The following is a 24,026-nucleotide window of genomic DNA, read 5'->3' as shown; positions in this document are numbered from 1 at the left end:
CTGTCCACGATGATCCCGTGGATCCTCATCGGCTACGCCGTCGGTTCAGTGCCCTTCGCCTTCATCGTGGCGCGCCGCGCCGGCATCGACGTTCGCGTGTCCGGCAGCGGCAATGTCGGGGCGGCCAACGTGCTCCGCACGACCGGCACGCCGCTCGGCGTGATCGTCATGGCGCTGGACATTCTCAAGGGGGCCGCGACGGTGCTGCTGGCCGCGGCGATCGAAGGCACGCCGTCGGCGATGGCGGCCGCCGGCGCCGCGGCGGTCGTGGGGCACATCTATCCCGTGTGGCTTCGGTTCCACGGCGGCAAGGGAGTGGCGGTTGCGGCCGGCGTGTTCGGAGTGCTGGCGCCGATCGCGACGATCGCGGCGGCGGCCGTGTTCCTGATTGTCGTCTGGGGCACGCGCGTCATCTCGCTCGGGTCCGTGGCCGCCACGGTCACCCTGCCGTCGGTCGCGCTGTTGAGCGGCGGCTCCCGAACCGTGGTGGCCGCCTCGGCGGGCAGCGGCGTCCTGATTCTCTTCCGACATCGCGCCAACCTGCGGCGGATCCTGCGCGGCACCGAACGCCGGATGGGGCCTCGCGACGGAGCGCTGGGAGGCGAGCAGCGATGAACGAACCCGTCGCGGTGCTGGGTGCCGGCAGCTGGGGGACGGCGCTCGCGGTTCACTGCGGCCGCGTCGGGCTCGACGTGCGGCTGTGGGGTCGCGATCCGGCGCTGATGGCCTCGATCGTGAACCTCGGGCGCAACGAGCGCTACCTGCCCGATGTCGTCGTGGGACCGAGCGTGCGGTCGACGGCTTCGATCGAGGAGGCGCTCGCCGGCGAGCCCCTCGTGCTGGCGGCGGTGCCGTCGCACGGCATGCGGCACGTGCTGCGGCAGGCGCGCCCGTTCCTCGCGACCGGCGCGGTGATTGTCAGCGCCACGAAGGGCCTCGAGGCGGACTCGTTGGCGCGGATGTCGCGCGTAATCGGCGAGGAGCTGCCGGGGCATCCGGTGGCGGTGCTGTCGGGACCGAGCTTTGCCGTCGAGGTCGCACGCGGATTGCCGACGGCGGTGGTGGTGGCGTCGACCGACGCCGCTGCCGCCGCGCGCGTTCAGGAGCGCTTGAAGGGACCGGCCCTTCGCCTCTACGCGAGCGACGATGTGGCGGGCGTGGAGTTTGGCGGCGCGCTGAAGAACGTGATTGCGATCGCGGCCGGCGTCGTCGAGGGGCTCGGGCTCGGGCACAACGCGATGGCGGCGCTCATTACCCGCGGCCTGGTGGAGATGTCGCGGCTCGCCTGTGCGGAGGGCAGCCGCCGCGAGACGCTGGCCGGCCTGAGCGGACTGGGAGATCTGGTGCTCACGTGTACCGGGAATCTGAGCCGCAATCGCCACGTCGGAATCGAGCTTGGCCGGGGTCGGGCGCTGCCGGAGATTCTGGCCGGGACCAGGATGGTGGCCGAAGGCGTGCGCACGACCGGGGCGGCGCTCGCGCTCGGGAGGCGGCACGGTGTCGAGTTGCCGCTGGCTGCGCAGATGGCGGCCGTGCTCGACGGGCGGACGACTGCGCTGAGCGCGGTCGACGCGCTGATGCTGCGGCCGCAGCGTTCGGAACGTGACGGCCTCGCCTAGCGGTCAATACAGATCAACAGAGACAACGCGGAACAGCATGGGTTTCTTCGACCGGATCAAAGCCTCTCTATCGCGCACCAAGGAGCAGTTCGTCGAGCGCTTCGACGAGATCGTCGGCCGGGCCGATACCGCCGAGACGCGCAGCCGGCCCATCGACGTCGAGACACTGGACGCACTGGAAGAGGCGCTTATCTCGGCCGACGTCGGCGTGGCAGCGGCCGATCGCATTGTCGGCGTCGTGCGCGAGCGGCGCACGAAAGGCGCGTCGCTGCGCGATCTCGTCAAGCAGGAGATCCTGGCGATCCTGAAGGCCGCAGACGTTCCGGTCGCCGACGGCTCGAAGCCGCACGTCACGCTGGTCGTCGGCGTCAATGGTACGGGCAAGACGACCACCGTCGGCAAGCTGGCGCGAGCGATCAAGGAGCAGGGCCAGGTGCCGCTCATTTGCGCCGCCGACACGTTCCGCGCCGCCGCCGTCGAACAGTTGCAGGTGTGGGCGACGCGGGCCGGCGTCGACTTCATCCGCGCGCAGGCCGGCTCGGATCCCGCGGCCGTCGTCTTCGACGCGATTGCCGCCGGCAAGGCCCGTGGGCGCGATGTGATCCTCGTCGACACGGCCGGCCGTCTGCACACCCGCGCCAACCTGATGGCCGAGCTGGAGAAGATCCGGCGCGTGGCCGCGCGCGAGGTGCCGGGAGCGCCGCACGAGGTGCTGCTCGTGCTCGACGCCACCGTCGGCCAGAACGGCCTGACCCAGGCGCGCGAGTTCATGGGCGTGGCCGGCGTGAACGGCATCGTGTTGACCAAGCTTGACGGCACCGCCAAGGGCGGCATCGCCGTCGCCATCGCCCACGATCTCAAGCTGCCGATCCGCTACGTCGGGGTCGGCGAAGGGATCGACGACCTGGTGCCGTTTTCCCCCGACGACTATGTGAACGCGTTGTTCGAAGAAAAATGGTGACGGATCGCCATCCGCCGCACGCATGAAGGACGATGGTCGGTTCATGCGCACCGCGATCGCCGTTGCCGAGCGCGGGCGCGGCACGACGAGTCCCAATCCGCTGGTAGGCGCGCTGATCGTGGACGCCGACGGTATCACTGTCGGCCGCGGCGCGCACCGGATGGCCGGCGGCCCGCACGCCGAGGTCCTGGCGCTCGAAGATGCCGGCGGCCGCGCACGGGGCGCGACACTCTACTGCACGCTCGAACCCTGTGCCCACACCGGGCGAACCGGGCCGTGCGCCCCGCTCGTGGCGCGCGCCGGCATCGCGCGGGCGGTAATCGCGATCGAGGATCCGAATCCGCTGGTGAACGGCGCCGGTCTCAGGTATCTGCGGCAGCACGGCGTCGAAGTGAGCGTCGGCATCGAGCGCGACCGCGCGGCCGAGCAGAACGCCGTGTTTCTCACCAATATCCGCGAGCGGCGTCCCTATGTAATCCTGAAAGCGGCGGTCAGCGCCGACGGCAAGCTGTCGGCGGCTGCCGGCGCGCGAACCTATCTGACGAGTGCGGCGGCCAATCGGCGGATTCACCGGCAGCGGGCTGAGGTCGACGCGATCGGCGTCGGGTCGGGGACGCTGCTGGCCGACGATCCGTTGCTGACCGCTCGTGGAGCCTACCGGGCGCGGCCGCTCACCCGCGTCGTCTTCGATCGACGGCTCCGAACCGCCGCGACCGCTCGCATCATGCGCACGCTCGAGGCCGGTCCTGTCATAATCATCGGTACGAAAGTTTCGGACACCGACTCAGGGAAGGCGGCCGAAGCGCTCATCGCGGCCGGGGCGAACGTGCTCGAACTCGACGATGCGGGGATCGTGCCGGCTCTCCACGCACTGATGGCTCGCGGGGTCATGTCGATCCTCCTGGAGGGGGGCGCGGCGCTGCACCGCGCGGCGCTCGACGCCAACGTGGTCGACGAGGTGCACCTCTATATTGCGCCGGCGGTGCTGGGTCCGGGCTCGGTAGACTGGATCGGGGGCGGCCGGCTGTCGTGGGAATCATTGCAGAAGCGCCGCGCCGAGTGGCTGGGCGAGACGGTGCTCGTGGAAGGCTATGTTCACCGGACTGGTTGAAGCGGTCGGCGAGATTGCCGAAATCAAGCCGACGACGTTGGGCGTGCGGCTTCGTCTGCTGACGGATCTGTCGGATCAGCTTGTCCCCGGGGACTCCCTCGCGGTGAACGGCGTCTGTCTAACAGTGGTCTCGGCGGAGAAGGGCGGCGCTTACATGGACGTGTCGCCGGAGACGCTGCGGGTGACGACGCTCGGCGCCCTCAAGCGCGGCGCGGCCGTCAACCTCGAGCGTCCGATGCGCGCCGACGCGCGGTTCGGCGGGCACTTCGTGCAGGGACACGTGGATGCGACCGGCACGATCGAGGATCTGCGCCAGGACGGCGACTGCTGGTGGATGACCGTGATGTTCCCGCCTTCGCTCGCCGCGCAAGTCATCCGCAAGGGTTCGGTCGCCATAGACGGCATCAGCCTGACGGTCGCGGGGGTCGACGATCGGCAGCTCGACGTGCAGATCATCCCGTATACGTGGGAACATACCAACCTGAAGGTGGCCCGCGTGCACGACTCGGTCAACATCGAATGCGACATGCTCGGCAAGTACGTGCTGCGCGCCATGGAGAGCCTGAAGGACGTCCGCAAGTGAACGGGGAAGACGCAAGCATGGCTACGCGAAAAGGCAAGACACCGTTCGCGTCGATCGAAGACGCGGTGGCCGCCATCCGCGACGGCCGCATGATCATCGTCGTGGACGACGAGGACCGCGAGAACGAAGGGGACCTGACGATCGCGGCCGAGAAGGTCACGCCCGACGTGATCAACTTCATGGCGAGGCACGGCCGCGGCCAGATCTGCCTGTCGATGGAGGGAAGCCGCCTCGACGAGCTCGAGCTGGCGCTGGCGGTCAACGACAATACGACGCCGTTCGGCACCGCCTTCTGCGTGCCGATCGACGCCAAGTACCACATCACCACCGGCATCTCGGCGGCGGACCGCGCCGCGACGATCCTGACGGCGATCGATCCGCGCACGCGGCCGTCGGATCTGGCGCGTCCCGGCCACGTCTCGCCGCTGCGGGCGCGCGACGGCGGCGTGCTGGTCCGGACCGGTCAGACCGAAGCCGCCGTCGATCTCGCGCGGATCGCCGGACTCTATCCCGCCGGCGTGATCTGCGAGATCATGAACGAGGACGGGACGATGGCCCGCGTTCCCGAGCTGGTGCGGTTCGCCAGGAAGCACGACCTGCTGATGATCACGGTCGCCGACCTGATCAAGTACCGCATGAAGACCGAGACGCTGGTGCGGCGGGTCGCGTCGGCCAAGCTGCCCACCGACTTCGGCGACTTTCGCGCGGTGGCCTTCGACGGCGGGATCGACGGTGAAACGCACGTCGCGCTGGTCAAGGGGGACATCGGCGATGGCGAGCAGGTCATGGTGCGTGTCCATTCACGCTGCCTGACCGGCGACGTCTTCCACTCGCTGCGCTGCGACTGCGGGCCGCAGCTCGCCGCCGCCATGTCGCGCATCGAGCAGGAAGGGCGCGGCGTGATCCTGTATCTCAACCAGGAAGGCCGCGGCATCGGGCTCGCCAACAAGATCCGCGCCTACGAGCTCCAGGAGCAGGGGCTCGACACCGTCGAAGCCAACGAGCGTCTCGGCTTCAAGGCCGACCAGCGGGACTACGGCATCGGGGTGCAGATCCTGAAGGACCTCGGGGTCCGTTCGATGCGGCTGCTCTCGAACAACCCGCGCAAGCTGGTGGGCCTCGAAGGCTACGGCTTGTCGGTAGTCGAATGGCTGCCGCTCGAGATTCCGGCGTCGGCGACGACGCTGGCATACCTCAAGACGAAGAAAGAAAAGCTCGGGCACCGCCTCCGCGGCGTGTAGACGAAATCAGCTCGCGGGCTGGATGTGGATGCCGCACTCGAGCTTCTGGCCGCCCCAGCGGCCGGATCGCTCGTTCTCGAGATCGAGCGGCAGCGTCGTGCAGGGTTCGCACCCGACGCTGGTGTAGCCCAGGTCGTAGAGCGGCAGCAGCGGAATCGCGTGCTGTCTGGCGTACTGCCACACCTCGCTGGTCGTCCACCGCGCCAGCGGGCTGACTTTCCGCAGCGCGGTGCCGTCGGCCAGCGCGAACGGCTCGACCTCTGCGAGCCCGGCGCGTGACGGCGACTGGTCGCGGCGAAGCCCGGTGAACCAGGTGTCGTGGGCCGCGAGCGCCGCGAAGAGCGGTCCGACCTTGTGGCGTCCGCAGCAGGCCTGGGTGCTTTCGCGCCAGAGGCCCGGCGACGGCTCCGCGGCCGCCAACGTCACGAGATTCAGATCCCACGCCGCCGCGATCTCGTCGCGATAGCGCAACGTCGCGGCGAAATGGTGCGCGGTGTCGAGGAACAGGACCGGGATCCGTGGCCGGCGCGCGCGCAGCATGTGCACCAGGACCACGCACTCGGCCTGGAAGCTCGCCGTCACACACGGCGCGGCGGCGCGATCGACCTCGGCGGCAACGAGTTCCAGCGTGGCGTCGACGTTCATACCAGGACCTCCTCGAGTACGGCTCGCACCGCGGCGATGGCGTCGGCTTCCGATCCCGCGTGCCGGGCGGCCGCGGCGAGCCGCTCAGCGGCTCCGCCGGCGACCGCTGCGGCCCGTGCCGGCAGCGCCTCGACGATCATGCCGGCGCCGGCGGTGAAGTTCGTCGCCGGATCGATCAGGATGAAGCTGCCGGTCGTGCGGTTGGTCGCATACGGCTCGAACACGAGCGGGCGGCCGGTCGTCAGCCCCACGACGCCGATCTGGTTCAGCGCCAGCGGTGCGTCGGCGTCGGCGGTCACGGTGCGCGTGCCGTGCTTCAGCACGTAGGGGCGGCCGGGCTGCAGCGGCCGCTCGTCCATCCAGACCATGTTCGCGCTGAATCGCTGCCCGACGTGGACGGTGCCCTCCGCGAGGGTGTCGCCGCGGCTGACGTCGAGTTCGTCGGCGAGCGTCAGGGTCACCGACATCGGCGCCGAGGCGGCCGGCAGATCGCCGTCCCACGTCACGATGCGCGAGACGATGGTCGTGCGGCCCGATGGCCAGACCGTCACCGGGTCGCCGACCGCGATCCGGCCCGACGCGATCTGTCCGGCGTAGCCGCGGAAGTCGTGATCGGGGCGGATGACGAGCTGCACCGGGAAGCGGAATGGCGCGGCCGGGTCGGCGGCGCCGGCGTCGGCCTGTTCGAGAAACGGCAGCAGTGCCGGGCCGCCGTACCACGGCGTGCGGGCGCTGTTGCTGATGACGTTGTCGCCGTCGAGCGCGCTGATCGGAATCGACTGGACGCGCGCGCCGTCGAGCACGGCGGGAAGGCTCTCGTGAATTCCGGCGAACACCCGCTCGTCGAAGCCGACCAGATCCATCTTGTTTACCGCCACCACGAAGGTCGAGATCCCGAGCAGCCGCGCAATTCGCGCATGGCGATCGGTCTGCGGCCGCACGCCGTGCCGCGCGTCCACCAGCAGCACCGCCACGTCGGCGGTCGACGCGCCGGTGGCCATGTTGCGCGTGTACTGCTCGTGTCCAGGCGTATCGGCGAGGATGAAGCTGCGCCGAGCGGTCGCGAAATAACGGTAGGCAACGTCGATCGTGATCCCCTGCTCACGCTCGGCGCGCAGGCCGTCGGTGAACAGCGAGAAGTCGAGCGGCCCAGCCGTGCGGTTGCGGGACGCGGCGCGGACCGAGGTCACCTGGTCCTCGTAGACGCTTCGCGAGTCGTAGAGCAGCCGGCCGATCAGCGTGCTCTTGCCGTCGTCGACGCTTCCCGCCGTGCAGATGCGCAGCAGTCCCGACATCAGAAGTAGCCCTCCCGCTTCTTCATTTCCATGGATCCGTCCTGGTCGTGATCGATGATCCGCAGCTGACGCTCCGACTGGCGCACCGCCAGCAGTTCTTCGACGATCTCGGGAATCGTCGTGGCGGTCGAGCGGATTGCGCCCGTGCAGGGAGAGCATCCGAGCGAGCGCATGCGGCAGACGACGCGCTCGGTCTGTTCGCCGGGCAGCCGCGGCACGAAGGGTTGTTCCGGCACGAGCAGGCTCTCGCCGCGGACGAGGACCTCGCGTTCCCTGGCGAAGTAGAGCGGCACGACGGGAATGCGTTCCGCGTCGATGTAGTGCCAGACGTCGAGTTCGGTCCAGTTCGAGAGCGGGAAGACGCGGACGCTCTCGCCGGGGTTGAGGCGGCTGTTGAGCAGGCGCCAGAGTTCCGGACGCTGCCGCTTGGGATCCCACTGGCCGAGAGGATCCCTGAGCGAGAAGACCCGCTCCTTGGCGCGCGACCGCTCTTCGTCGCGGCGGGCGCCGCCAAACGCCGCGTCGAAGCCGCCGGCCTGCAGCGCGTCGAGCAGGGCCTTCGTCTTGAGCAGCGCGCAGCACCGCTGCGTGCCGACGGCGTGCGGCTGGGTGCCGTCGGCGATCGCCGCCGTGTTGGTGTGCACGATCAGCCGGGCCCCGACCGCTGCCGCCTGCCGGTCGCGGAACTCGATCATCTCCCGGAACTTGTAGGTGGTGTCGATGTGGAGGAGAGGGAAGGGAATCGGCCCCGGGTGGAACGCCTTCTGCGCCAGCCGCAGCAGCACGGACGAATCCTTGCCGATGGAGTAGAGCATCACCGGCCGGGCGAACTCCGCCGCGACCTCACGCATGATGTGGAGGCTGTCAGCCTCGAGTGTGCGCAGGTGACTCGACATCACGCCTCCCCGTGCGACAGCGTCGGCGCCAGGGCCGACGGCGTCTGCCGCTGCCGCGAGAAAAACCGGTAGAGCAGGATCGCGTCGGCCGCGGCGACCACCGCGAGCACGGCGTAGGCCTGCGGCCCATCCACCACGTGCAGCACCCGCAGCAGCACTGACGCGCCGAAGCCGACGATCCACGCATCGACGCTCATACAGATCCGCCGGAACGATTCGGCGTCGACGCGGCGGATGATCCAGGCGCCGAGCGGCACGCCGACCAGCAGGCTCGGCACCATCGCCGGCGCCAGCGCCAGCGCTTCCCGCGTGAACAGCCCGGCAGCGGCATAGGCCGCCGCCGTGAATGCCGCTTCGGCGACCCGCACGAAGGCCAGCGAGGCGCGGAACTCTCGTTTCGCCAGCCCCTGGTTGTTGAGGAACAAGGCGAGCGGCGGACCGGAGATCGTCGTCAACGCGTAGAGCGCGCCGACGCCCGCCCCGAGCGGCGCCCCCCACCTCCGTTCGGCCCGGATCGGCCGCCGTACTCCCGCCGCCTGCAGGAGGATGAGCGGCAGCAGCACGCCAAAGGTCCAGAGCTTCAACCAGTCGGGCCGGACGAGCGCTACCAGCAGCGTCCCCACGAGGATTCCCGGGACGAGGCCGACGACGATGGGCGTCATGCGCCGGCGCACGTCGGGCAGCGCCGCCCGGTTCACGAACAGCACGTAGCCGTTCAGCACGAGCTCGACGATCACCAGCGCCGGATTGAGCACGCGGCTCGTCGTGAAGAGCAGCGCGAGCGGCACCGTGATCGACGAGAAGCCGTAGCCGAGCGCGCCGTTGACGATCGCGGCGATCAGTGTGATGACGGCGAACTGCGCAAGATGCGGCGGCATGAGCTTCTCCCTGAACACGGAACCAGTAGCGCCTCGGGTGTGCCGGGCGATCCCTGGAGAGAAGCTGTCGGGAAGTTAGCGCGTTGGAAGGCCTCTCACCTGCGGGTCGCCGGCACCGTACATGCGCAACAACACGCGCAGGCGCTGGTGAACGGGCGACAACAGGTGAAGAGGGTCGTCATTCGAGTCTGTCAGACACCTTAGCACAGTCGGCGCGGAGTCGCGTGGGGAGCCGCGCCCCGGTCGGCGGCGGGGACGCATCGGTCAGACATTCCTGTCGATCATTTTACCGAGATCGACATTTCCGTCGACAGGCAGTGGCCGCCATCCGCCGCATGGCGGCGTCGGCGCGGGCGGGCGGTTTGCAACACCGTCCGCGGGAGGGTGTATGACCCGAGTCGGGCAGCAATTCGATGTACGGTAATGCCGTGGCGGCGGCTCTCGAAGACGCACGGCGCACGCTCGGCCGCGACATCATCGCGGGCGACGGTGGCGCGTCGGTGCTGCGCAGATACGCTGCCGCGGTCGATCGTGAGATCCAGCGCCTGTACGCGGCGGCCAACGGCGACGCGCTCTCGGTCGCGCTCATTGCCCTCGGCGGCTACGGCCGCCATCATCTCTGCCCGTACTCCGACATCGATCTGCTGGTGCTGTTCGGCGGCGCGATCGGCGCGGCCGAAGAACGGTTCCTGCGCGACCTGCTGCACCCGCTCTGGGATGCCGGCCTCGTCGTCGGCCACCAGATCCGCGAGGCGGGCGAGCTGGCGGCGCTCGAAGACGACAATCCGGAGTTCCTGCTCGCCGTCTGTGACGCGCGCCACGCCGCCGGCGATGCGGCGCTCTGCCGCCGCCTGCGCGAGGCCTGGGACCGGCCGCGCACCCGCGCCCGCGTCCTCGCCGCCCTGTCCGAGCTGATGGAGACGCGCCACGCCCAGTTCGCGCACACGCTCTATCAGCTCGAGCCCGATGTGAAGGAGTCCCCAGGCGGCCTGCGCGACATCTCCGCCGTGCGCACCATCGCCGAAGCCTGCGATCCCTCGCTGCTGCGGCGCAACGAGGACGACGCCGCGCGGCTCGACCGGGCGGAGAACTTCCTGTTGCGGATCCGCGCGCTGCTGCATCTCGAGCGCCGCCGCAACGACAACGTGCTCAGCCACGAGCTGCAGGAAAAAATTGCCGGCGAGCTCGGTTATCCGGGACAGTCGCCGCGCCAGCAGGTTGAGTCGCTGATGGCCGACTACTTCAGCCACGCGCGAGGCGTCGCCCGTACGCTCGATCGGGTCCGCCGCACCGCGCCGGCGCCGGTCGGCGTCAATCTCGGACGTACGGCCGATGGCGTGCGCTTCATCGACGAGGCGCGCGCCGGCCGCCAGCCCGACGTCTGGCTGAGCGCGTTCCAGGCGGCGATCGACGCCGGCGTGGCCGTCGCCGACGAGACTCTGGACTGCATTCGCCGCCACGCCGACGGCGTGTCCTTCGCCGGCCTCTTTCCCACCGCCGAGCGCGCCACCGCGCTGTTGGCGTTTCTGGCACCGCGCGCCGGACTCTACGCCCGCCTGTCCGAGATGCACGACTGCGGCCTGCTGGAGCGGATGATTCCGCCGTTCCGCGGGGTGACCTGCCGCGTATTCCGCGATTTCTACCACAAGTACACCGTCGACGAGCACACGCTTCAGACGATCCGCAACATCGAGCGGCTCGTCTCGCACCCCGAGGCGCGCCCGCGCTTCTCGGGGCTGCTGCGCGAGCTCGACGCGCCCGAGCAGCTCGTCCTGTCGCTGCTGCTGCACGACGTCGGCAAGTGGCGCGACGAAGACCACGCCGTCGAGAGCGTGCGCATGGCCGAGGGGCTGCTCGACCAGCTGCAGCTGTCGCCGCGGGCGACCGAGACGGTGCTGTTCCTCATCCGCCATCACCTGCGCATGTCGCAGGTCGCCTTCCGCCGCGACACCGAGGATCCGGAAATAGTCCGCGAGTTCGCCGCGCTCGTCGGCAGCGAGGAGCGCCTCAAGCTGCTGTGCCTGATGACGCTGGCCGACGTCGACGCGGTCAGCCCCGAGACGCTCACCCCCTGGAAAGAAGAGCTGTTGTGGCGGCTCTACGTCGACACCTACAACACGCTGACGCTGCAGTACGGCGACGACCTGATCGAGCGCACCCAGAGCATGGTCGCCGCGTGCGTCGAGCGCCGTCCGCCGGATCTCGAAGCCGGGGAGATCGCGGCGTTTCTCGAAGGACTGCCCAAACGCTACCTGCAGCTTTTCGATCGGCGCGCCGTCTACGAGCACGTGCAGCTGGCGCGCGACATCCATCCCGACGAAGTGCACCTGCGGCTGGTGCGCGCCGAGACGGCGTGGGAGCTGACCGTGGTCACCCTCGACAAGCCGATGCTGTTCGCCAACATCTGCGGCGTGCTGTCGTCGTTCGGCATGGACATCCTGCGCGGCCATGCCATGACCAACCCCAACGGACTGGTGCTCGACGTCTTCCAGTTTGCCGACGCCGAGCGCTTCCTGGCGCTGAACCCCGGCGCTTCGGAAGCGGTCCTGCACGCGCTCGAGGAGGTCGTGGCCGGCAGGTCCAACGTCGCCGACCGCCTACGCGGGCGCCTGCGCGGCCTGCGCCGGCGGCCGCTTCCCCGCGTCGATCCCATCGTCCGCATCGACGGCACCGTGTCGCGCAAGTATTCCGTCCTCGAGATTGTCCTCCCCGACGACTTCGGGCTGCTGTACCGTATCAGCCGTGCCATCTCGGAACAGGGCTGCGAGATCGATCTCGTCCTGATTTCCACAGAGGGGCACACGGCGATCGACGTGTTTCACCTGACCCGGCGCGGCGCCAAGCTGACGTCCGCCGAGCAGGAAGCCCTGAAGTCGTTTCTGCAACGCACGCTGGAGGACAACGAATGAAGCTGCTGAAGGCCATCATCCGGCCGAGCAAGGTCGACGAGGTCAAGGATGCCCTGGCCAACCTGAACATCTCGGGGATGACGGTGACCGAGGTCCGCGGCCACGGCAAGCAGAAGGGGCATACCGCGATCTACCGCGGCAAGGAATACAACGTCAGCCTGCTGCCGAAGATGCAAATCGAGGTCGTGGTGACCAACAACATCGCTGAAGAAGCCATTCGCGCCATCGTCACGGCGGCGCGGACCGGCGAGATCGGCGATGGCCGCGTCTTCGTGCTGCCGGTCGAGCGCGCGTACCGCATCCGCACCGGGGAGGAGGAAGTGGTCTGACTCAACACAAATGTCGATGGCTATGCCTGGATCGACATTTATGTCTGATAAACCCACTTAGCCATATCGCCAGGGAATGGGTTTGATGTGATCTTTCTATTTTGCTAATGGGCGCGAGGGTGCGATAACGGCGGCGTGGGCTTGCACGACGTCGACCCTCCGCAGCGCATCGGTCTTTACGATCCGGCGTTCGAGCACGACGCGTGCGGCGTCGGCTTCGTCGTCGACATCGCCGGCCGCCGCTCGCACTCGGTGATCGCGCGCGGCCTCGAGGTGCTCATCAACCTTCAGCACCGCGGCGCCTGTGGCTGCGAGTCGAACACCGGCGACGGCGCCGGCATCCTGATTCAGATTCCGGACCGGTTCCTGCGCAAGGCGCTCGCCGGTAGCGTCACGCTGCCCGATGCCGGCCGCTACGGCGTCGGCATGGTCTTCCTGCCGACCGACCACAGCGCGCGCGCCCGGGTGCGCGCCGCCGTCGAGCGCGTCGTGGCTGAGGAAGGGCAGACGCTCCTCGGCTGGCGCCACGTGCCGGTCGAGGACAGCCACCTCGGGCCGTCGGCGGTTGCGTCCCGTCCCGTGTTTCAGCAGGTCCTGATCGGCGCGTCGGACGAGATCGGCAGCGCGCTCGAGCGCGATCCGATTGCGTTCGAGCGGCGCCTCTACGTGATTCGCAGGCGGGCCGAGGCCGCCGTGGACGCGCTGTCGGAAACGGATCGACAGCGGTTCTACATCGCGAGCCTGTCGTCGCGCACGCTGATCTACAAGGGCATGCTGACGGCGGCGCAGATTCAGCCGACCTTTCCCGACCTGGCCGATCCCGACATGGAATCGGCGCTCGCGCTCGTCCATCAGCGCTTCAGCACCAACACTTTCCCGTCGTGGCCGCTGGCGCATCCCTATCGCCTGATTGCGCACAACGGCGAGATCAACACGCTGCGCGGCAACGTCAACTGGATGAAGGCGCGCGAGGGGCTGCTGCGGTCGCCGCTCTTCGGCCCGCTTCCCGAGGACCTGGGGAAGCTGCTACCGGTGATCCGCGAGGGCGGCAGCGACACGGCGACCTTCGACAACGTGCTCGAGCTGCTGGTCATGGCCGGACGTTCGCTGCCGCACGCGCTGCTGATGATGATTCCGGAGCCGTGGGCCGGCCACGAGACGATGGACCCGGCGCTGAAGGCCTTCTACGAGTACCACTCGGCGCTGATGGAGCCGTGGGACGGCCCGGCGGCGATCTGCTTCACCGACGGCACGCTGGTCGGCGCGGTGCTCGATCGCAACGGCCTGCGGCCGCTGCGCTATTCGGTGACGCGCGACGGCGTGGTCGTCGCCGCCTCGGAAGCGGGCGTGCTCGACCTGGCGCCCGAGGACATCGTGATCAAGGATCGGCTGCGCCCCGGCCGTATCTTCCTTGTCGACACCGCGCAGGGGCGCATCGTCTCCGACGACGAGATCAAGCAGGAGCTGGCCGCGGCCCATCCCTACGCCGACTGGCTGCGCGAGAACCTGGTCGACATCGACGATCTACCCGAGCCGCCCTACCTCCCGCGCGTCGAGCACGAGCACGTCATCCGGCGCCAGCGCCTGTTCGGCTACACCGACGAGGACTTGCGGCTGCTGCTGACGCCGATGGCGACGACCGGCGAGGAGCCGGTCGGGTCGATGGGCACCGATTCCGCGCTGGCCGTGCTCTCCGACCGTCCACACGTCCTGTTCGACTACTTCAAGCAGACCTTCGCGCAGGTGACCAACCCGCCGCTCGATGCCATCCGCGAGCGGCTGGTGACGATGATGGGATCGACGGTCGGCCCCGAGGGGAACCTGCTCGAGCCGCGGCCGGAGTCGTGCCGCCAGATCAAGATCGCCTACCCGGTCATCGACAACGCGCAGCTGGCGCGGCTGCGCCACGTCTACCTGCCGGCATTCCGCTCGACGACGATCTCGACCTTGTTCGATCCATCGCGCAAGGGGATCGGGCTGGAGCGGGCGCTCGAGGACGTGAAGCAGCGCGCCTCCGATGCGGTCGAGGCCGGTTACACGATCGTCATCCTCTCGGACCGCTCGACGGATCGGCACATGGCGCCGATTCCGAGCCTGCTGGCGACCGCCGCCGTCCACCATCATCTGGTGCGCAAGGGCACGCGCACGCGCTGCGGCCTGGTCGTCGAGTCCGGCGACGCGCGCGAAGTGCACCACTGCGCGCTGCTGCTCGGCTACGGCGCCGGCGCCGTCAACCCCTATCTGGCGTTCGAGTCGATCTCCGACCTGATCGAGCAGGGACTCCTGACCCACGTCACCGACGACGAGGCGGTCGCCAAGTACGTGCACGCCCTCAACAAGGGCATCCTCAAGGTGATGTCGAAGATGGGGATCTCGACGCTGCAGAGCTATTGCGGCGCGCAGATCTTCGAGGCCGTCGGCATCGACATTCGCGTCGTCGCCAAATATTTCACCGGCACCTCCTCGCGCATCGGCGGCGTCGGCATCGACGAGATCGCGATGGAGGTGCTGCAGCGGCACCGCCGCGCCTTCGCGCCGCGCGGGCGCGACGCCGCAGGGCCGACCGTGGGCGGCGAGTACCAGTGGCGGCGCAACGCCGAGTACCACCTGTTCTCGCCCGAGACGGTGTTCCGACTGCAGCATGCCACGCGCAGCGGGCAGTACGAGGTCTTCAAGCAGTACACCAGGTCGGTCGACGATCAGTCGCGGCGGCTGGCAACACTGCGGGGGCTGCTCGATCTGCGCCCCTCGACGGCGCCGATCCCGATCGATGAAATCGAGCCGGTCGATCAGATCGTGACGCGCTTCGCCACCGGCGCCATGTCCTACGGATCGATCAGCGAGGAAGCGCACACGACGCTGGCGATCGCGATGAACCGCCTCGGCGCCAGATCCAACACCGGCGAAGGAGGCGAAGACCCGGGCCGCTATCGCCGCGACGCCAACGGCGACTGGCGCCGCAGCGCCGTGAAGCAGGTCGCCTCGGGGCGCTTCGGCGTGACCAGCGAATACCTGGTCAACGCCGACGAAATCCAGATCAAGATGGCGCAGGGGGCCAAGCCCGGCGAGGGGGGCCAGCTGCCCGGGTTCAAGGTCTATCCGTGGATCGCCAAGGTCCGCTATGCGACGCCAGGAGTGGGGCTGATCTCACCGCCGCCGCACCACGACATCTACTCGATCGAGGATCTCGCGCAGCTCATCTACGACCTGAAGAACGCCAACCCGCGGGCGCGCATCTCGGTCAAGCTGGTCGCGGTCGCCGGCGTCGGCACCATCGCCGCCGGCGTGGCCAAGGCGCACGCCGACGTCGTACTCATCTCCGGCCACGACGGGGGCACCGGCGCTGCGCCGCTGACCAGCATCAAGCACGCCGGCATCCCGTGGGAACTGGGGCTGGCCGAAACGCAGCAGGTGCTGCGTATGAACGGCCTGCGCGGCCGCATCGTCGTGCAGACCGACGGTCAGCTGAAGACCGGCCGCGACGTCGTCGTCGCGGCGCTCCTCGGCGCCGAAGAGTTCGGCTTCGCCACCGCGCCGCTGGTCGTCTCGGGCTGCGTGATGATGCGCGTCTGCCATCTCAACACCTGCCCGGTCGGCATCGCGACGCAGGACCCGGCGCTGCGCGCGCGCTTTACCGGCAAGCCGGAGTTCGTCGTCAACTTCTTCCGCTTCATCGCCGAAGAAGTTCGCGAGTACATGGCGCTGCTCGGCTTCCGCACGATGGACGAGATGATCGGCATGGTCGATCGCCTGAACCTGCGCCCGGCGATCGAGCACTGGAAGGCGCGCGGTCTCGACTACAGCCCGATGCTCAAGGAGCCGTTCGCGCCTGGACCGCGGCGGCGCGTCGAAGCCCAGGATCACGGCCTCGAGCGGGCGTTCGACCGCGGCCTGATCGCCGAGTGCGGCGAGGCGATCGCCGCGCGGACACCGGTGACGATCGTGCGGACGGTGCGCAACGTCGACCGCGCCGTCGGGACGATGCTGGGATCGGAAGTGACGCGGCGCTGGGGCGGCGAGGGGCTGCCCGACGACACGATCAGCATCGCCTGCACGGGTTCGGCGGGGCAGAGCTTCGGCGCGTTCGTGCCGCGCGGCATCACGCTGCGGCTCGAAGGGGACGCCAACGACTACGTCGGCAAAGGGCTGTCGGGTGGACGCATCGTGGTCGTGGCGCCGCGCGGCGCCGGCTTTGCCCCCGAGAACAACGTCATCATCGGCAACGTCGCGCTCTACGGTGCGACGAGTGGCGACGCCTTCATTCGCGGCGTGGCCGGCGAACGCTTCGCGGTCCGCAACAGCGGCGCCAGCGCTGTCGTCGAAGGGGTCGGGGATCACGGCTGCGAGTACATGACCGGCGGCCGCGTCGCAGTGCTGGGACATACCGGCCGCAACTTCGCCGCCGGCATGAGCGGCGGCATTGCCTACGTGTTCGACGGCGACGGCGCCTTCGCGTCGCGCTGCAACACCGAGCTCGTCGAACTGCAGACCATTGCGCCGGACGACGAAGGGGAAGAGCTCGCCTCGCTGTTGCGGCGGCATGTCGCCGCCACCGGCAGCACCGTGGCGACGCGGCTGCTCCTCGATTGGCCGGCCTCGCTCGGCGCGTTCGTCAGGGTGATGCCGGTCGACTATCAGCGGGCGCTCCGCGCCGCCGCCGATGCGGTGGCGGTGGCGTCCGCCGCCGCGCCGCTGGCGCAGGTGGCCCATGGGTAAGCCCACCGGCTTTCTCGAGATCGCCCGTCAGAAGCAGCCATCGCGCCCCGTCGCCGAGCGGTTGCACGACTGGCGCGAGGTCTACCTGCCCCACGAGGATCGCGTGCTGCGCGGCCAGGCCTCGCGCTGCATGGACTGCGGCATTCCCTTCTGCCACCAGGGCTGTCCGCTCGGCAATCTCATCCCCAGCTGGAACGACCTGGTTTATCGCGATCGCTGGCAGGCCGCGATCGACCAGCTCCACGACACCAACAATTTTCCGGAGTTCACCGGCCGCCTCTGTCCGGCGCCGTGCGAGGCCTCGTGCGTGCTGGGGATCAGCGACACCCCGGTCACGATCAAGGCGACCGAGGTGGCGATCATCGACCGCGCCTTCAGCGAAGGCTGGATCGTGGCGCGACCGCCGGCCTGGCGCACGGGCAAGCAGGTGGCCGTGGTCGGCTCGGGTCCGGCGGGCCTGGCGGCGGCCGATCAGCTCAATCGCGCGGGGCACACCGTGACGGTGTTCGAGCGGGCCGATCGGATCGGCGGCCTGCTGCGCTACGGCATTCCCGAGTTCAAGCTGGAGAAGCGGCTGCTCGATCGCCGGATCGCGCTGATGGCCGACGAGGGCATCCGCTTTCGAACGCGCTGCGCGGTTGGCACCGACATCGCGTCGGAGGACCTGCGCGCCGATTTCGATGCGATCGTGCTGGCCGGCGGCGCGACGCTGCCCCGCGATCTGCGCGTGCCGGGACGTGAGCTGCAGGGCGTTCACTTCGCGATGGACTATCTCACGCAGCAGAACCGCCGCTGCGAGGGAGACGGCGTCCCGGCGGAAGGGGAGATCACGGCGGCAGGCAAACGCGTCGTGATCATCGGCGGCGGCGACACCGGCGCCGACTGCCTGGGCACGGCACACCGCCAGGGAGCGGCGGCCGTCGTCCAGATCGAACTCATGCCGCGGCCGCCCGACGAGCGGGCCGCCGACAATCCGTGGCCCGAGTGGCCGCGCATCTTCCGCGTGTCGAGCGCGCACGAAGAGGGGGGCGAGCGCCTCTTCGCCGTGTCGACCGAGTGCTTCGTCGACGACGGGCAGGGCCGGGTGAAGGCGCTGCGCGGCGTACGGGTCGAGCCGTCGATCGTGGCCGGCCGCACCGTGTTCGCGCCGGTCGCCGCATCGGCGTTCGAGGTGCCGGCGGATCTGGTCCTGCTGGCGATGGGCTTCACCGGTCCCGAGACGGCCGGTCCGGTGCAGCAGTTCGGGCTGCGGCTGACCGATCGCGGCACGGTGTGGCGCGATAGCGACTGGATGACCAGCGTGCCCGGCGTGTTCACCGCCGGCGACATGCAGCGCGGCCAGTCGCTCATCGTCTGGGCGATCGCCGAGGGTCGAAGCTGCGCCCGCGGCGTCGATCTGTTCCTGATGGGCGAATCCGATCTGCCGGCCCCGTTGCCCGGCGCCTGAGGCGCCGTCAGCCGCGTTACGTCGGCGCGTGATCATAGGGCGGCCGGGCCGGATCCCGCAGCAGGTCTCGTGCGGAGGATCAGGCGCCGGCCGCGGTGTTCCGCGCTAGGGGGTCTTCGAGCTGAAGGCGTAGACCCAGCCGATCGTGAAGACGCTCTGGTTCCTGACTTTCTCGTCGGTCTCCTTGATGAAGTAGTCGGTGTCGGCGTGATCGTTGCGGTACTCGATCCGCATCAGCACGCCGTCCTTGTGTTTGAACTCCGCCGTCAGCGTGAACTCCTGGAGATTCTGCGACGTGCCGGTCATGAAGCCGTCGCCGTCCTTGAGGAACTCGACGCGCGGCACCAGCGAGAACCACGCGTTGGGCGAGAGCTTCGCGTAGCCGGCGACGCCCTGCCAGCTGACGCCGCTGTCATTGATCTTGTCCGAGCCGTAGTCGTAGTTCAGCATCAGGCTGACCTTCGGCGTGGCCGTGAACGAGAACGTCGTGTCGAAGAGATTCCTGGTCGGACTGCTCTCGATGGCCTGTTCGGGGCCGACGAGGTAGTTCACACTCCAGGAAACCTTGGCCGTTGGTTTCAGGGTCGCGACGAACGCGACGGTTTTCCCGCTGTTGTTGTCGACGACGTCGTTCCAGCCGTTGGTCAACTGGGCGCCGACGGTCACCTTGTCGTTCGGCGAATAGTTCATCCGCACGCCTTCGTGGTAATAGGGGATGGCCAGCGAGAACAGCAGCGAACGCGAGTAGTTCCAGTTGTCTTTCGTCTCGATGACTTCGGCGCCGGCCGGCGTGACGAACTTGCCGAAGTCAAACTGCAGCGATCCCTTCTTGGTGGGAGCCAGGTAGCTCAGATAGGCCTGCTCGATCGTGCTGTTCACCGCGGCCGGGGCCGTATCGTAGCCGCCGATGATGGCAGCTGACTGGCCATAGGCGAGGTCGACGCGGAAGCCGCCGCGGCTGTCGGGCGTCGGCTTTTTCTCGAGCGCCAGCTTGGCCATATTCAGGCTGAAGGAGTTGTGGGCGACATCGAAGTTGTGCAGGCAGTTGAAATCGGCGACGCCGCCAACCGTTACACACGGTGTCGCCGGCTTGTTGAAGTTATAGGCGTAGTAGGTGTCGACGAAGCCCGACAGCTCAGTGTTCTTGAAGAACGCGAGTGTCGGATTCTCGGCCGGCTTGTCGGCCTGCGGATCGGGCGGCGGCGGGGGTGGCGGCGATTGCGCTGCCGCGGATCCCGCCAGCAGCAGCATTACCGCTGCAGTCGCCAGCGATGTGCCCGTCACGGATGCCGCGACGCGTTTCGTGATCATGCTCATGATCTTGCTCATGCGAACTGACCTCCCGAGATCGGCGAGCGGCGCTGGTGGCGGCCGCCATCCCCAATTGACGAATATGCCCATGCGGAGCGTCCCGCCTCCGCGCGCGTGTCGAGACACACGACGACTGCTGAGAAACGCGGGATTGCGTTTCGTCCGGTCTTGCAGTGTCGTCAGGTTCAGTGGCGGCTCAGCCGCCACCAGTTAAAGCCGGCGGCGCCCGCCATCCCCAGCAGGATGGCAGGGACGGGAGCGCCGGCCTTGAAGAGCAGTCCACCGGCGAGCACGCACGCGCCGGCGAAATAGCGCCAGGTCATCCCCAATGCAGCGCGAGATACGCGCAGAGGCTGAGCCCCGAGAGGAAGACCGCGAGGCCGCGGATCGATCCGGGGCCTCGGCGCGTCGGCACGCCCGTGGCGCGAATGTCCCGGAGCTGACGCCGCGCGATCGAGAGCTGGATCGGGTTGTCGGCGAGCGCCAGCGCCGCCAGCGTTTCGTCCTCCGCCGTCTGCAGCGTGCGCAGCCGGTAGTGCAGCTCGCCGTGCTTCAACCGCGCCCAGAAGTTGAGCGGGTCGGTGTCGCAGGCGCGTGCCAGCGCCGTCATGGAGTTCGGGACGTCGAAGTTCACGGCGTGGGCCATGCCGAGCCGCGTCCACAGCACCGGCGAGGCCGGGTTCTCGGCGCACGCCATTTCCATCTCACGGATGTAGGCGACGAGATCCGTGCGCGGGATCGTCGCCGGGTCGCGCCAGGGAAACGCCGGGACCCCGGACGGGTCCCAGCGGTCGACTGAAGTGTGGCTCGGGGCCAGCGCCGTCGACATCGGCTACTCCCCGGCCTTCAGCGTGAACTCGGGATACGCGAGCACGCCCATTTCGGGGATGTCGAGGCCGGCGAGTTCAACCTCGGCCGGCACGCGGTTGCCGATGATGGCATCGACGATCTTGAAGAAGATGTAGAAGGTGACGAAGACCCAGATCGCGCACGCCAGCACGCCGATGCACTCGGCGACGAACTGCTTCGGCGCGCCGTAGAAAAGACCGGTTACCGTCCCGGCGACGCCGTTCCAGCCGTCGCCGTACGAACCGTCGGCGAACAGGCCGAGCGAGAGCACGCCCCACGCGCCGTTCACGCCGTGGACGGCGATGGCGCCGACCGGGTCATCGATCTTGAGCGTCCGCTCGATGAAGAAGGCCGCCCAGATGACGAGCACACCCGAGATGAGCCCGATCAGCACCGCGGCCGGGGCGGTCACAAACGCGCACGGCGCGGTGATCGCCACGAGTCCGGCGAGCATGCCGTTGACCAGCATGCCGGGGTCCGGCTTGCCGTAGACCAGCCACATGTAGAGCATCGCCGAGAAGGCGCCGCCCGCTGACGCCAGCATGGTGTTGGTGGCGACGACGGCGATGCGCAGGTCGGTGCCGGCAAGCGTCGAGCCGGGATTGAAACCGAACCAGCCGAAGGCGAGGATGAACGTGCCGAGAATCGCCATCGGCAAGTGATGCGCGGCCATCGCGCGCGGCTTGCCCTGCGCGTCGTACTTGCCGAGGCGCGGACCGAGGACGATCGCCCCCGCCAGGGCGGCGACGCCGCCGACCATGTGCACGACCGAGGATCCGGCGAAGTCGACGTGGCCGTGGCCGAGACCGAAGTTGGTGCCCAGCGCCGACAGCCAGCCGCCGCCCCACACCCAGTTGGCGTAGATCGGATAGACGAATCCGCCCATGAAGAAGGCGAACACGCAGAAAGCCGAGAATTTCCAGCGTTCGGCCATCGAGCCGGTCGGAATCGTCGCCGCCGTGTCCATGAACACCATCTGGAAGAGGAACAGGGCGAAGACGCCGACGTCGTAGGTCGAGCCGGAGAGGAAGAAGCCCTTCAGCCCGAACAGGCCGAACGACTTGCCCAAGAGCGTGATCGCCACCTCGTGATTGAGCGGCGGCGTGCCGCCGAGCGTCGCCACCGCGCCGACGCCTCCCATGTGCAGCGCGAAGCCGCAAACCCAGTAGCCGAGCATGCCGAGGGCGTAGACCATGAAGTTCATCGACATGGTGTGGCCGGCGTTCTTGGCGCGGGTGAAACCGGTCTCGACCAGCGCAAACCCGGCCTGCATGAACATGACGAGGAAGCCGGTGATCAGCGTCCAGACGAAATTGATCGAGATCTTGTTGTGCCCGACCGTGGTCATGACTTCGCCGAGCGTCGGGTTCTTGGCGTCCTTCACCGTCACGTCGCTCGCCGTCCCGGTGTTGGCGCCGCTCGGGTCGCCCACACCAGCCGCCGGCGCCTGCGCCGTCACCGTCTCGGTCGTGACCGCCGGCACGATCGCCAGCATCATCACGAAGGCGAACGCCAATCTACAGATAAGGCCAGCGCGTCTGTTCATGCTCGGTTCCTCTCCTCGCTAGGTATGGATGCGGGACGCCCACCGCGTCGGGCGGGCGCACTCGCCGGGAGGGGAGCAAGGGGAACGCCACGGGGCCGGCGCGCCAGGTCGCTCAGCGAAGCCCTTGTCGCGGAAGGTATTAGCGGAAGCTGTGTCGGTCGTGGAGCGCTGCGTCGCCAGACGCATGGACGGACACAAATGTCGTACTGCCCCAGGCGACCAGACGGAAGTGTCGGGATCGCCCGCGCCGGTCAGTCGGGAAGGATCGCGGCCGCGACGCGCCACGAACCCTGTCCGGACCGCGACCAGACACAAATGTCGCGACCGCCGATGGTATCGACAATTATGTCGATCCGCCGGCCGCCGTGTCCGCTACTCGCGCGGGACTTTCATGAAGGCGGCGTAGGCTTCGATGCCGTGTTCGCTGACGTCGAGGCCGATCTGTTCCTCGTCGGGCGAGACACGAATCCCGAGGGTGGCGCGCAACAGAGCCCAGGTGATGAAGGTCAAGGTGAACGTGGCGGCGCCGACCGCCGCGATGCCCATCGCCTGCGTCGCCGTCCGCCCGAAGCCGCCGCCCATGAACAGGCCGCCGCTGGTGGCGAAGAAGCCGACGCTCAGCGTGCCGAAGACGCCTCCCACCAGGTGCACGCTCAGCGCGCCCACCGGATCGTCGAGCTTCAGTTTCTCGAAGAACAGCACCGAGTAGATCGCCAGCGGACCGGCGAGCAGCCCGATCACCACCGCGCCCACCGTGCTCACGGCATTGCACGCGGCGGTGATCGCCACCAGCCCGGTCAGCGTCCCGCTCAGAATCAGGCTCAAGTCCGGCTTGCCCAGCAGCAGCCAGGCGACGACGGTGGCAGCCACGCCGGCGGCGGCCCCAGCCAGGCCCGTATTGAGCGCGATCCGTGCGATGGCCTCGGGATCGGCGGCCATGGTGCTGCCGGCGTTGAAGCCGAACCAGCCAAGCCAGAGGATGAAGGCGCCGAGCGTCGCCGCCATCATGTTGTGCGCCGGCACCGGCACGGCGTCGCCGTTGGGCCGGTACTTGCCGAGCCGCGGCCCGAGCAGCATGATCCCGCTCAGCGCCGCCCAGCCGCCGACGCTGTGCACGACGGTGGCGCCGGCGAAGTCGACGAAGCCGGCGCGCTCGAGCCAGCCGCCGCGCACCCAGTGCCCCGTCATCGGATAAATCACCGCCACCAGCACGAACGAGAAGAGCAAGAACGCGCTGAACTTGATCCGCTCGGCGACCCCGCCACTGACAATGGTGGCGGCGGTGCCGGCGAACACGAGCTGAAAGAGAAACTTCGCGGCGAGCGGCACGCCCGCGCCGGCCAGCGCATGGTAGACGCCGGCATACGCGCCGCCGCTCAGCGGACTGTTGTCGGCGCCGCGCAGCAGCCATCCCGACAGACCGACCAACAGGTTGCCGTCGCCGAACATCAACGCGAATCCCGCCACCCAGAAGGCCAGCGCCGAGACCGCGAAGACGACGAAGTTCTCGGCGAGCAGGTTGACGGTGTTCTTCGAGCGGCAGAGGCCGCTCTCGAACATCGCGAATCCGGCGTTCATGAAGAACACGAGGAACGCCGTCAGCAACACCCAGATCGTGTCGAGCGCCACCTTCATCTCGGGATTCATGCGCTCAGTTATACAACGAGGTGGATCGCCGCGCGTGCGCCGT

The 24,026-nt window shown here is 68.6% G+C and carries 19 protein-coding genes; 10 read left to right on the top strand and 9 right to left on the bottom strand.

Going from position 1 to position 24,026, the window contains the following annotated elements; all coding sequences use genetic code 11:
* The first annotated feature begins 9 nt into the window (after positions 1-9).
* The 6 genes from plsY to VGI12_09950 are packed head-to-tail and all read left to right on the top strand — an operon-like array spanning position 10 to position 5,515.
* Complete coding sequence (gene plsY, locus VGI12_09975) at positions 10-615, top strand: glycerol-3-phosphate 1-O-acyltransferase PlsY (protein ID HEY2432987.1); 606 nt, start codon at positions 10-12, stop codon at positions 613-615.
* On the top strand, positions 612-1,619 hold the full coding sequence (locus tag VGI12_09970) for an NAD(P)H-dependent glycerol-3-phosphate dehydrogenase (protein ID HEY2432986.1): 1,008 nt from the start codon (positions 612-614) through the stop codon (positions 1,617-1,619). Before plsY ends, VGI12_09970 begins: the two co-directional genes overlap by 4 nt.
* A 37-nt stretch (positions 1,620-1,656) precedes the next feature.
* Positions 1,657-2,580: a signal recognition particle-docking protein FtsY gene (gene ftsY / locus VGI12_09965; GenBank protein ID HEY2432985.1), complete on the top strand. Its 924-nt coding sequence runs from the start codon at positions 1,657-1,659 to the stop codon at positions 2,578-2,580.
* 22 nt (positions 2,581-2,602) lie between these two features.
* Positions 2,603-3,691 carry a bifunctional diaminohydroxyphosphoribosylaminopyrimidine deaminase/5-amino-6-(5-phosphoribosylamino)uracil reductase RibD gene (gene ribD / locus VGI12_09960; GenBank protein HEY2432984.1) on the top strand — a complete coding sequence of 363 codons (1,089 nt, stop codon included), beginning with the start codon at positions 2,603-2,605 and terminating at the stop codon, positions 3,689-3,691.
* Complete coding sequence (locus VGI12_09955; protein ID HEY2432983.1) at positions 3,672-4,274, top strand: riboflavin synthase; 603 nt, start codon at positions 3,672-3,674, stop codon at positions 4,272-4,274. Before ribD ends, VGI12_09955 begins: the two co-directional genes overlap by 20 nt.
* A gap of 17 nt (positions 4,275-4,291) precedes the next feature.
* On the top strand, positions 4,292-5,515 hold the full coding sequence (locus VGI12_09950; protein HEY2432982.1) for a bifunctional 3,4-dihydroxy-2-butanone-4-phosphate synthase/GTP cyclohydrolase II: 1,224 nt from the start codon (positions 4,292-4,294) through the stop codon (positions 5,513-5,515).
* Between the two features lie 6 nt (positions 5,516-5,521).
* Here the strand turns inward: VGI12_09950 and VGI12_09945 are convergent, their stop codons facing one another.
* Genes VGI12_09945 through VGI12_09930 form a run of 4 tightly spaced genes read right to left on the bottom strand, consistent with a single transcriptional unit; the run spans position 5,522 to position 9,229 of the window.
* On the bottom strand, positions 5,522-6,160 hold the full coding sequence (locus VGI12_09945) for a phosphoadenylyl-sulfate reductase (GenBank protein ID HEY2432981.1): 639 nt from the start codon (positions 6,158-6,160) through the stop codon (positions 5,522-5,524).
* Complete coding sequence (locus tag VGI12_09940) at positions 6,157-7,455, bottom strand: GTP-binding protein (protein ID HEY2432980.1); 1,299 nt, start codon at positions 7,453-7,455, stop codon at positions 6,157-6,159. The genes VGI12_09945 and VGI12_09940 overlap by 4 nt, the downstream gene beginning before the upstream one ends.
* Complete coding sequence (cysD, locus tag VGI12_09935; protein ID HEY2432979.1) at positions 7,455-8,351, bottom strand: sulfate adenylyltransferase subunit CysD; 897 nt, start codon at positions 8,349-8,351, stop codon at positions 7,455-7,457. Before cysD ends, VGI12_09940 begins: the two co-directional genes overlap by 1 nt.
* The gene (locus VGI12_09930) at positions 8,351-9,229 is read right to left on the bottom strand and encodes a sulfite exporter TauE/SafE family protein (protein HEY2432978.1); all 879 of its coding nucleotides are present in this window, start codon (positions 9,227-9,229) and stop codon (positions 8,351-8,353) included. Before VGI12_09930 ends, cysD begins: the two co-directional genes overlap by 1 nt.
* A gap of 413 nt (positions 9,230-9,642) precedes the next feature.
* Here VGI12_09930 and VGI12_09925 point away from each other — a divergent pair, with 413 nt between their 5' ends.
* The 4 genes from VGI12_09925 to VGI12_09910 all read left to right on the top strand — a co-directional run bounded on the left by VGI12_09925 (position 9,643) and on the right by VGI12_09910 (position 18,630).
* Positions 9,643-12,138, top strand: a complete 2,496-nt coding sequence (locus tag VGI12_09925) for an HD domain-containing protein (GenBank protein ID HEY2432977.1) — start codon at positions 9,643-9,645, stop codon at positions 12,136-12,138.
* Positions 12,135-12,467, top strand: a complete 333-nt coding sequence (locus VGI12_09920; GenBank protein ID HEY2432976.1) for a P-II family nitrogen regulator — start codon at positions 12,135-12,137, stop codon at positions 12,465-12,467. Before VGI12_09925 ends, VGI12_09920 begins: the two co-directional genes overlap by 4 nt.
* 135 nt (positions 12,468-12,602) lie before the next feature.
* Positions 12,603-17,183 carry a glutamate synthase large subunit gene (gltB, locus tag VGI12_09915; GenBank protein HEY2432975.1) on the top strand — a complete coding sequence of 1,527 codons (4,581 nt, stop codon included), beginning with the start codon at positions 12,603-12,605 and terminating at the stop codon, positions 17,181-17,183.
* Positions 17,176-18,630, top strand: a complete 1,455-nt coding sequence (locus VGI12_09910; protein ID HEY2432974.1) for a glutamate synthase subunit beta — start codon at positions 17,176-17,178, stop codon at positions 18,628-18,630. The genes gltB and VGI12_09910 overlap by 8 nt, the downstream gene beginning before the upstream one ends.
* A 105-nt stretch (positions 18,631-18,735) precedes the next feature.
* Here VGI12_09910 and VGI12_09905 read toward each other — a convergent pair whose 3' ends face one another.
* The 5 genes from VGI12_09905 to amt form a co-directional block, all read right to left on the bottom strand.
* A complete protein-coding gene (locus VGI12_09905) occupies positions 18,736-19,959 on the bottom strand; it encodes a porin (protein HEY2432973.1) in 1,224 nt (407 codons plus the stop codon).
* Positions 19,960-20,126: 167 nt separating this feature from the next.
* Complete coding sequence (locus tag VGI12_09900) at positions 20,127-20,264, bottom strand: hypothetical protein (protein HEY2432972.1); 138 nt, start codon at positions 20,262-20,264, stop codon at positions 20,127-20,129.
* Positions 20,261-20,770 (bottom strand): hypothetical protein, encoded by a 510-nt coding sequence (locus tag VGI12_09895; GenBank protein HEY2432971.1) that lies wholly within the window; start codon positions 20,768-20,770, stop codon positions 20,261-20,263. Before VGI12_09895 ends, VGI12_09900 begins: the two co-directional genes overlap by 4 nt.
* 3 nt (positions 20,771-20,773) lie before the next feature.
* Complete coding sequence (locus VGI12_09890; GenBank protein HEY2432970.1) at positions 20,774-22,336, bottom strand: ammonium transporter; 1,563 nt, start codon at positions 22,334-22,336, stop codon at positions 20,774-20,776.
* Positions 22,337-22,708: 372 nt separating this feature from the next.
* Entirely contained in the window at positions 22,709-23,983 is a 1,275-nt protein-coding gene (amt, locus tag VGI12_09885; GenBank protein ID HEY2432969.1) for an ammonium transporter, read from the bottom strand.
* Positions 23,984-24,026: the final 43 nt, after the last annotated feature.

The organism is Vicinamibacterales bacterium, assembly GCA_036496585.1.
Taxonomy (GTDB): Bacteria; Acidobacteriota; Vicinamibacteria; order Vicinamibacterales; family 2-12-FULL-66-21; genus JAICSD01.
Note: the sequence above shows the minus strand (reverse complement) of the source record. Positions and strands in the feature narration are given on the sequence as shown.

Coding starts and splice junctions, on each gene's coding strand:
- VGI12_09950 (HEY2432982.1), top strand. CDS start 4,292: ATGGCTACGCGAAAAGGCAAGACACCGTTCGCGTCGATCGAAGACGCG.
- amt (HEY2432969.1), bottom strand. CDS start 23,983: ATGAATCCCGAGATGAAGGTGGCGCTCGACACGATCTGGGTGTTGCTG.
- ribD (HEY2432984.1), top strand. CDS start 2,603: ATGAAGGACGATGGTCGGTTCATGCGCACCGCGATCGCCGTTGCCGAG.
- plsY (HEY2432987.1), top strand. CDS start 10: ATGATCCCGTGGATCCTCATCGGCTACGCCGTCGGTTCAGTGCCCTTC.
- cysD (HEY2432979.1), bottom strand. CDS start 8,351: ATGTCGAGTCACCTGCGCACACTCGAGGCTGACAGCCTCCACATCATG.
- ftsY (HEY2432985.1), top strand. CDS start 1,657: ATGGGTTTCTTCGACCGGATCAAAGCCTCTCTATCGCGCACCAAGGAG.
- VGI12_09910 (HEY2432974.1), top strand. CDS start 17,176: ATGGGTAAGCCCACCGGCTTTCTCGAGATCGCCCGTCAGAAGCAGCCA.
- VGI12_09925 (HEY2432977.1), top strand. CDS start 9,643: ATGTACGGTAATGCCGTGGCGGCGGCTCTCGAAGACGCACGGCGCACG.
- VGI12_09920 (HEY2432976.1), top strand. CDS start 12,135: ATGAAGCTGCTGAAGGCCATCATCCGGCCGAGCAAGGTCGACGAGGTC.
- VGI12_09895 (HEY2432971.1), bottom strand. CDS start 20,770: ATGTCGACGGCGCTGGCCCCGAGCCACACTTCAGTCGACCGCTGGGAC.
- VGI12_09955 (HEY2432983.1), top strand. CDS start 3,672: ATGTTCACCGGACTGGTTGAAGCGGTCGGCGAGATTGCCGAAATCAAG.
- VGI12_09930 (HEY2432978.1), bottom strand. CDS start 9,229: ATGCCGCCGCATCTTGCGCAGTTCGCCGTCATCACACTGATCGCCGCG.
- VGI12_09890 (HEY2432970.1), bottom strand. CDS start 22,336: ATGAACAGACGCGCTGGCCTTATCTGTAGATTGGCGTTCGCCTTCGTG.
- VGI12_09905 (HEY2432973.1), bottom strand. CDS start 19,959: ATGAGCAAGATCATGAGCATGATCACGAAACGCGTCGCGGCATCCGTG.
- VGI12_09900 (HEY2432972.1), bottom strand. CDS start 20,264: ATGACCTGGCGCTATTTCGCCGGCGCGTGCGTGCTCGCCGGTGGACTG.
- VGI12_09970 (HEY2432986.1), top strand. CDS start 612: ATGAACGAACCCGTCGCGGTGCTGGGTGCCGGCAGCTGGGGGACGGCG.
- VGI12_09940 (HEY2432980.1), bottom strand. CDS start 7,455: ATGTCGGGACTGCTGCGCATCTGCACGGCGGGAAGCGTCGACGACGGC.
- VGI12_09945 (HEY2432981.1), bottom strand. CDS start 6,160: ATGAACGTCGACGCCACGCTGGAACTCGTTGCCGCCGAGGTCGATCGC.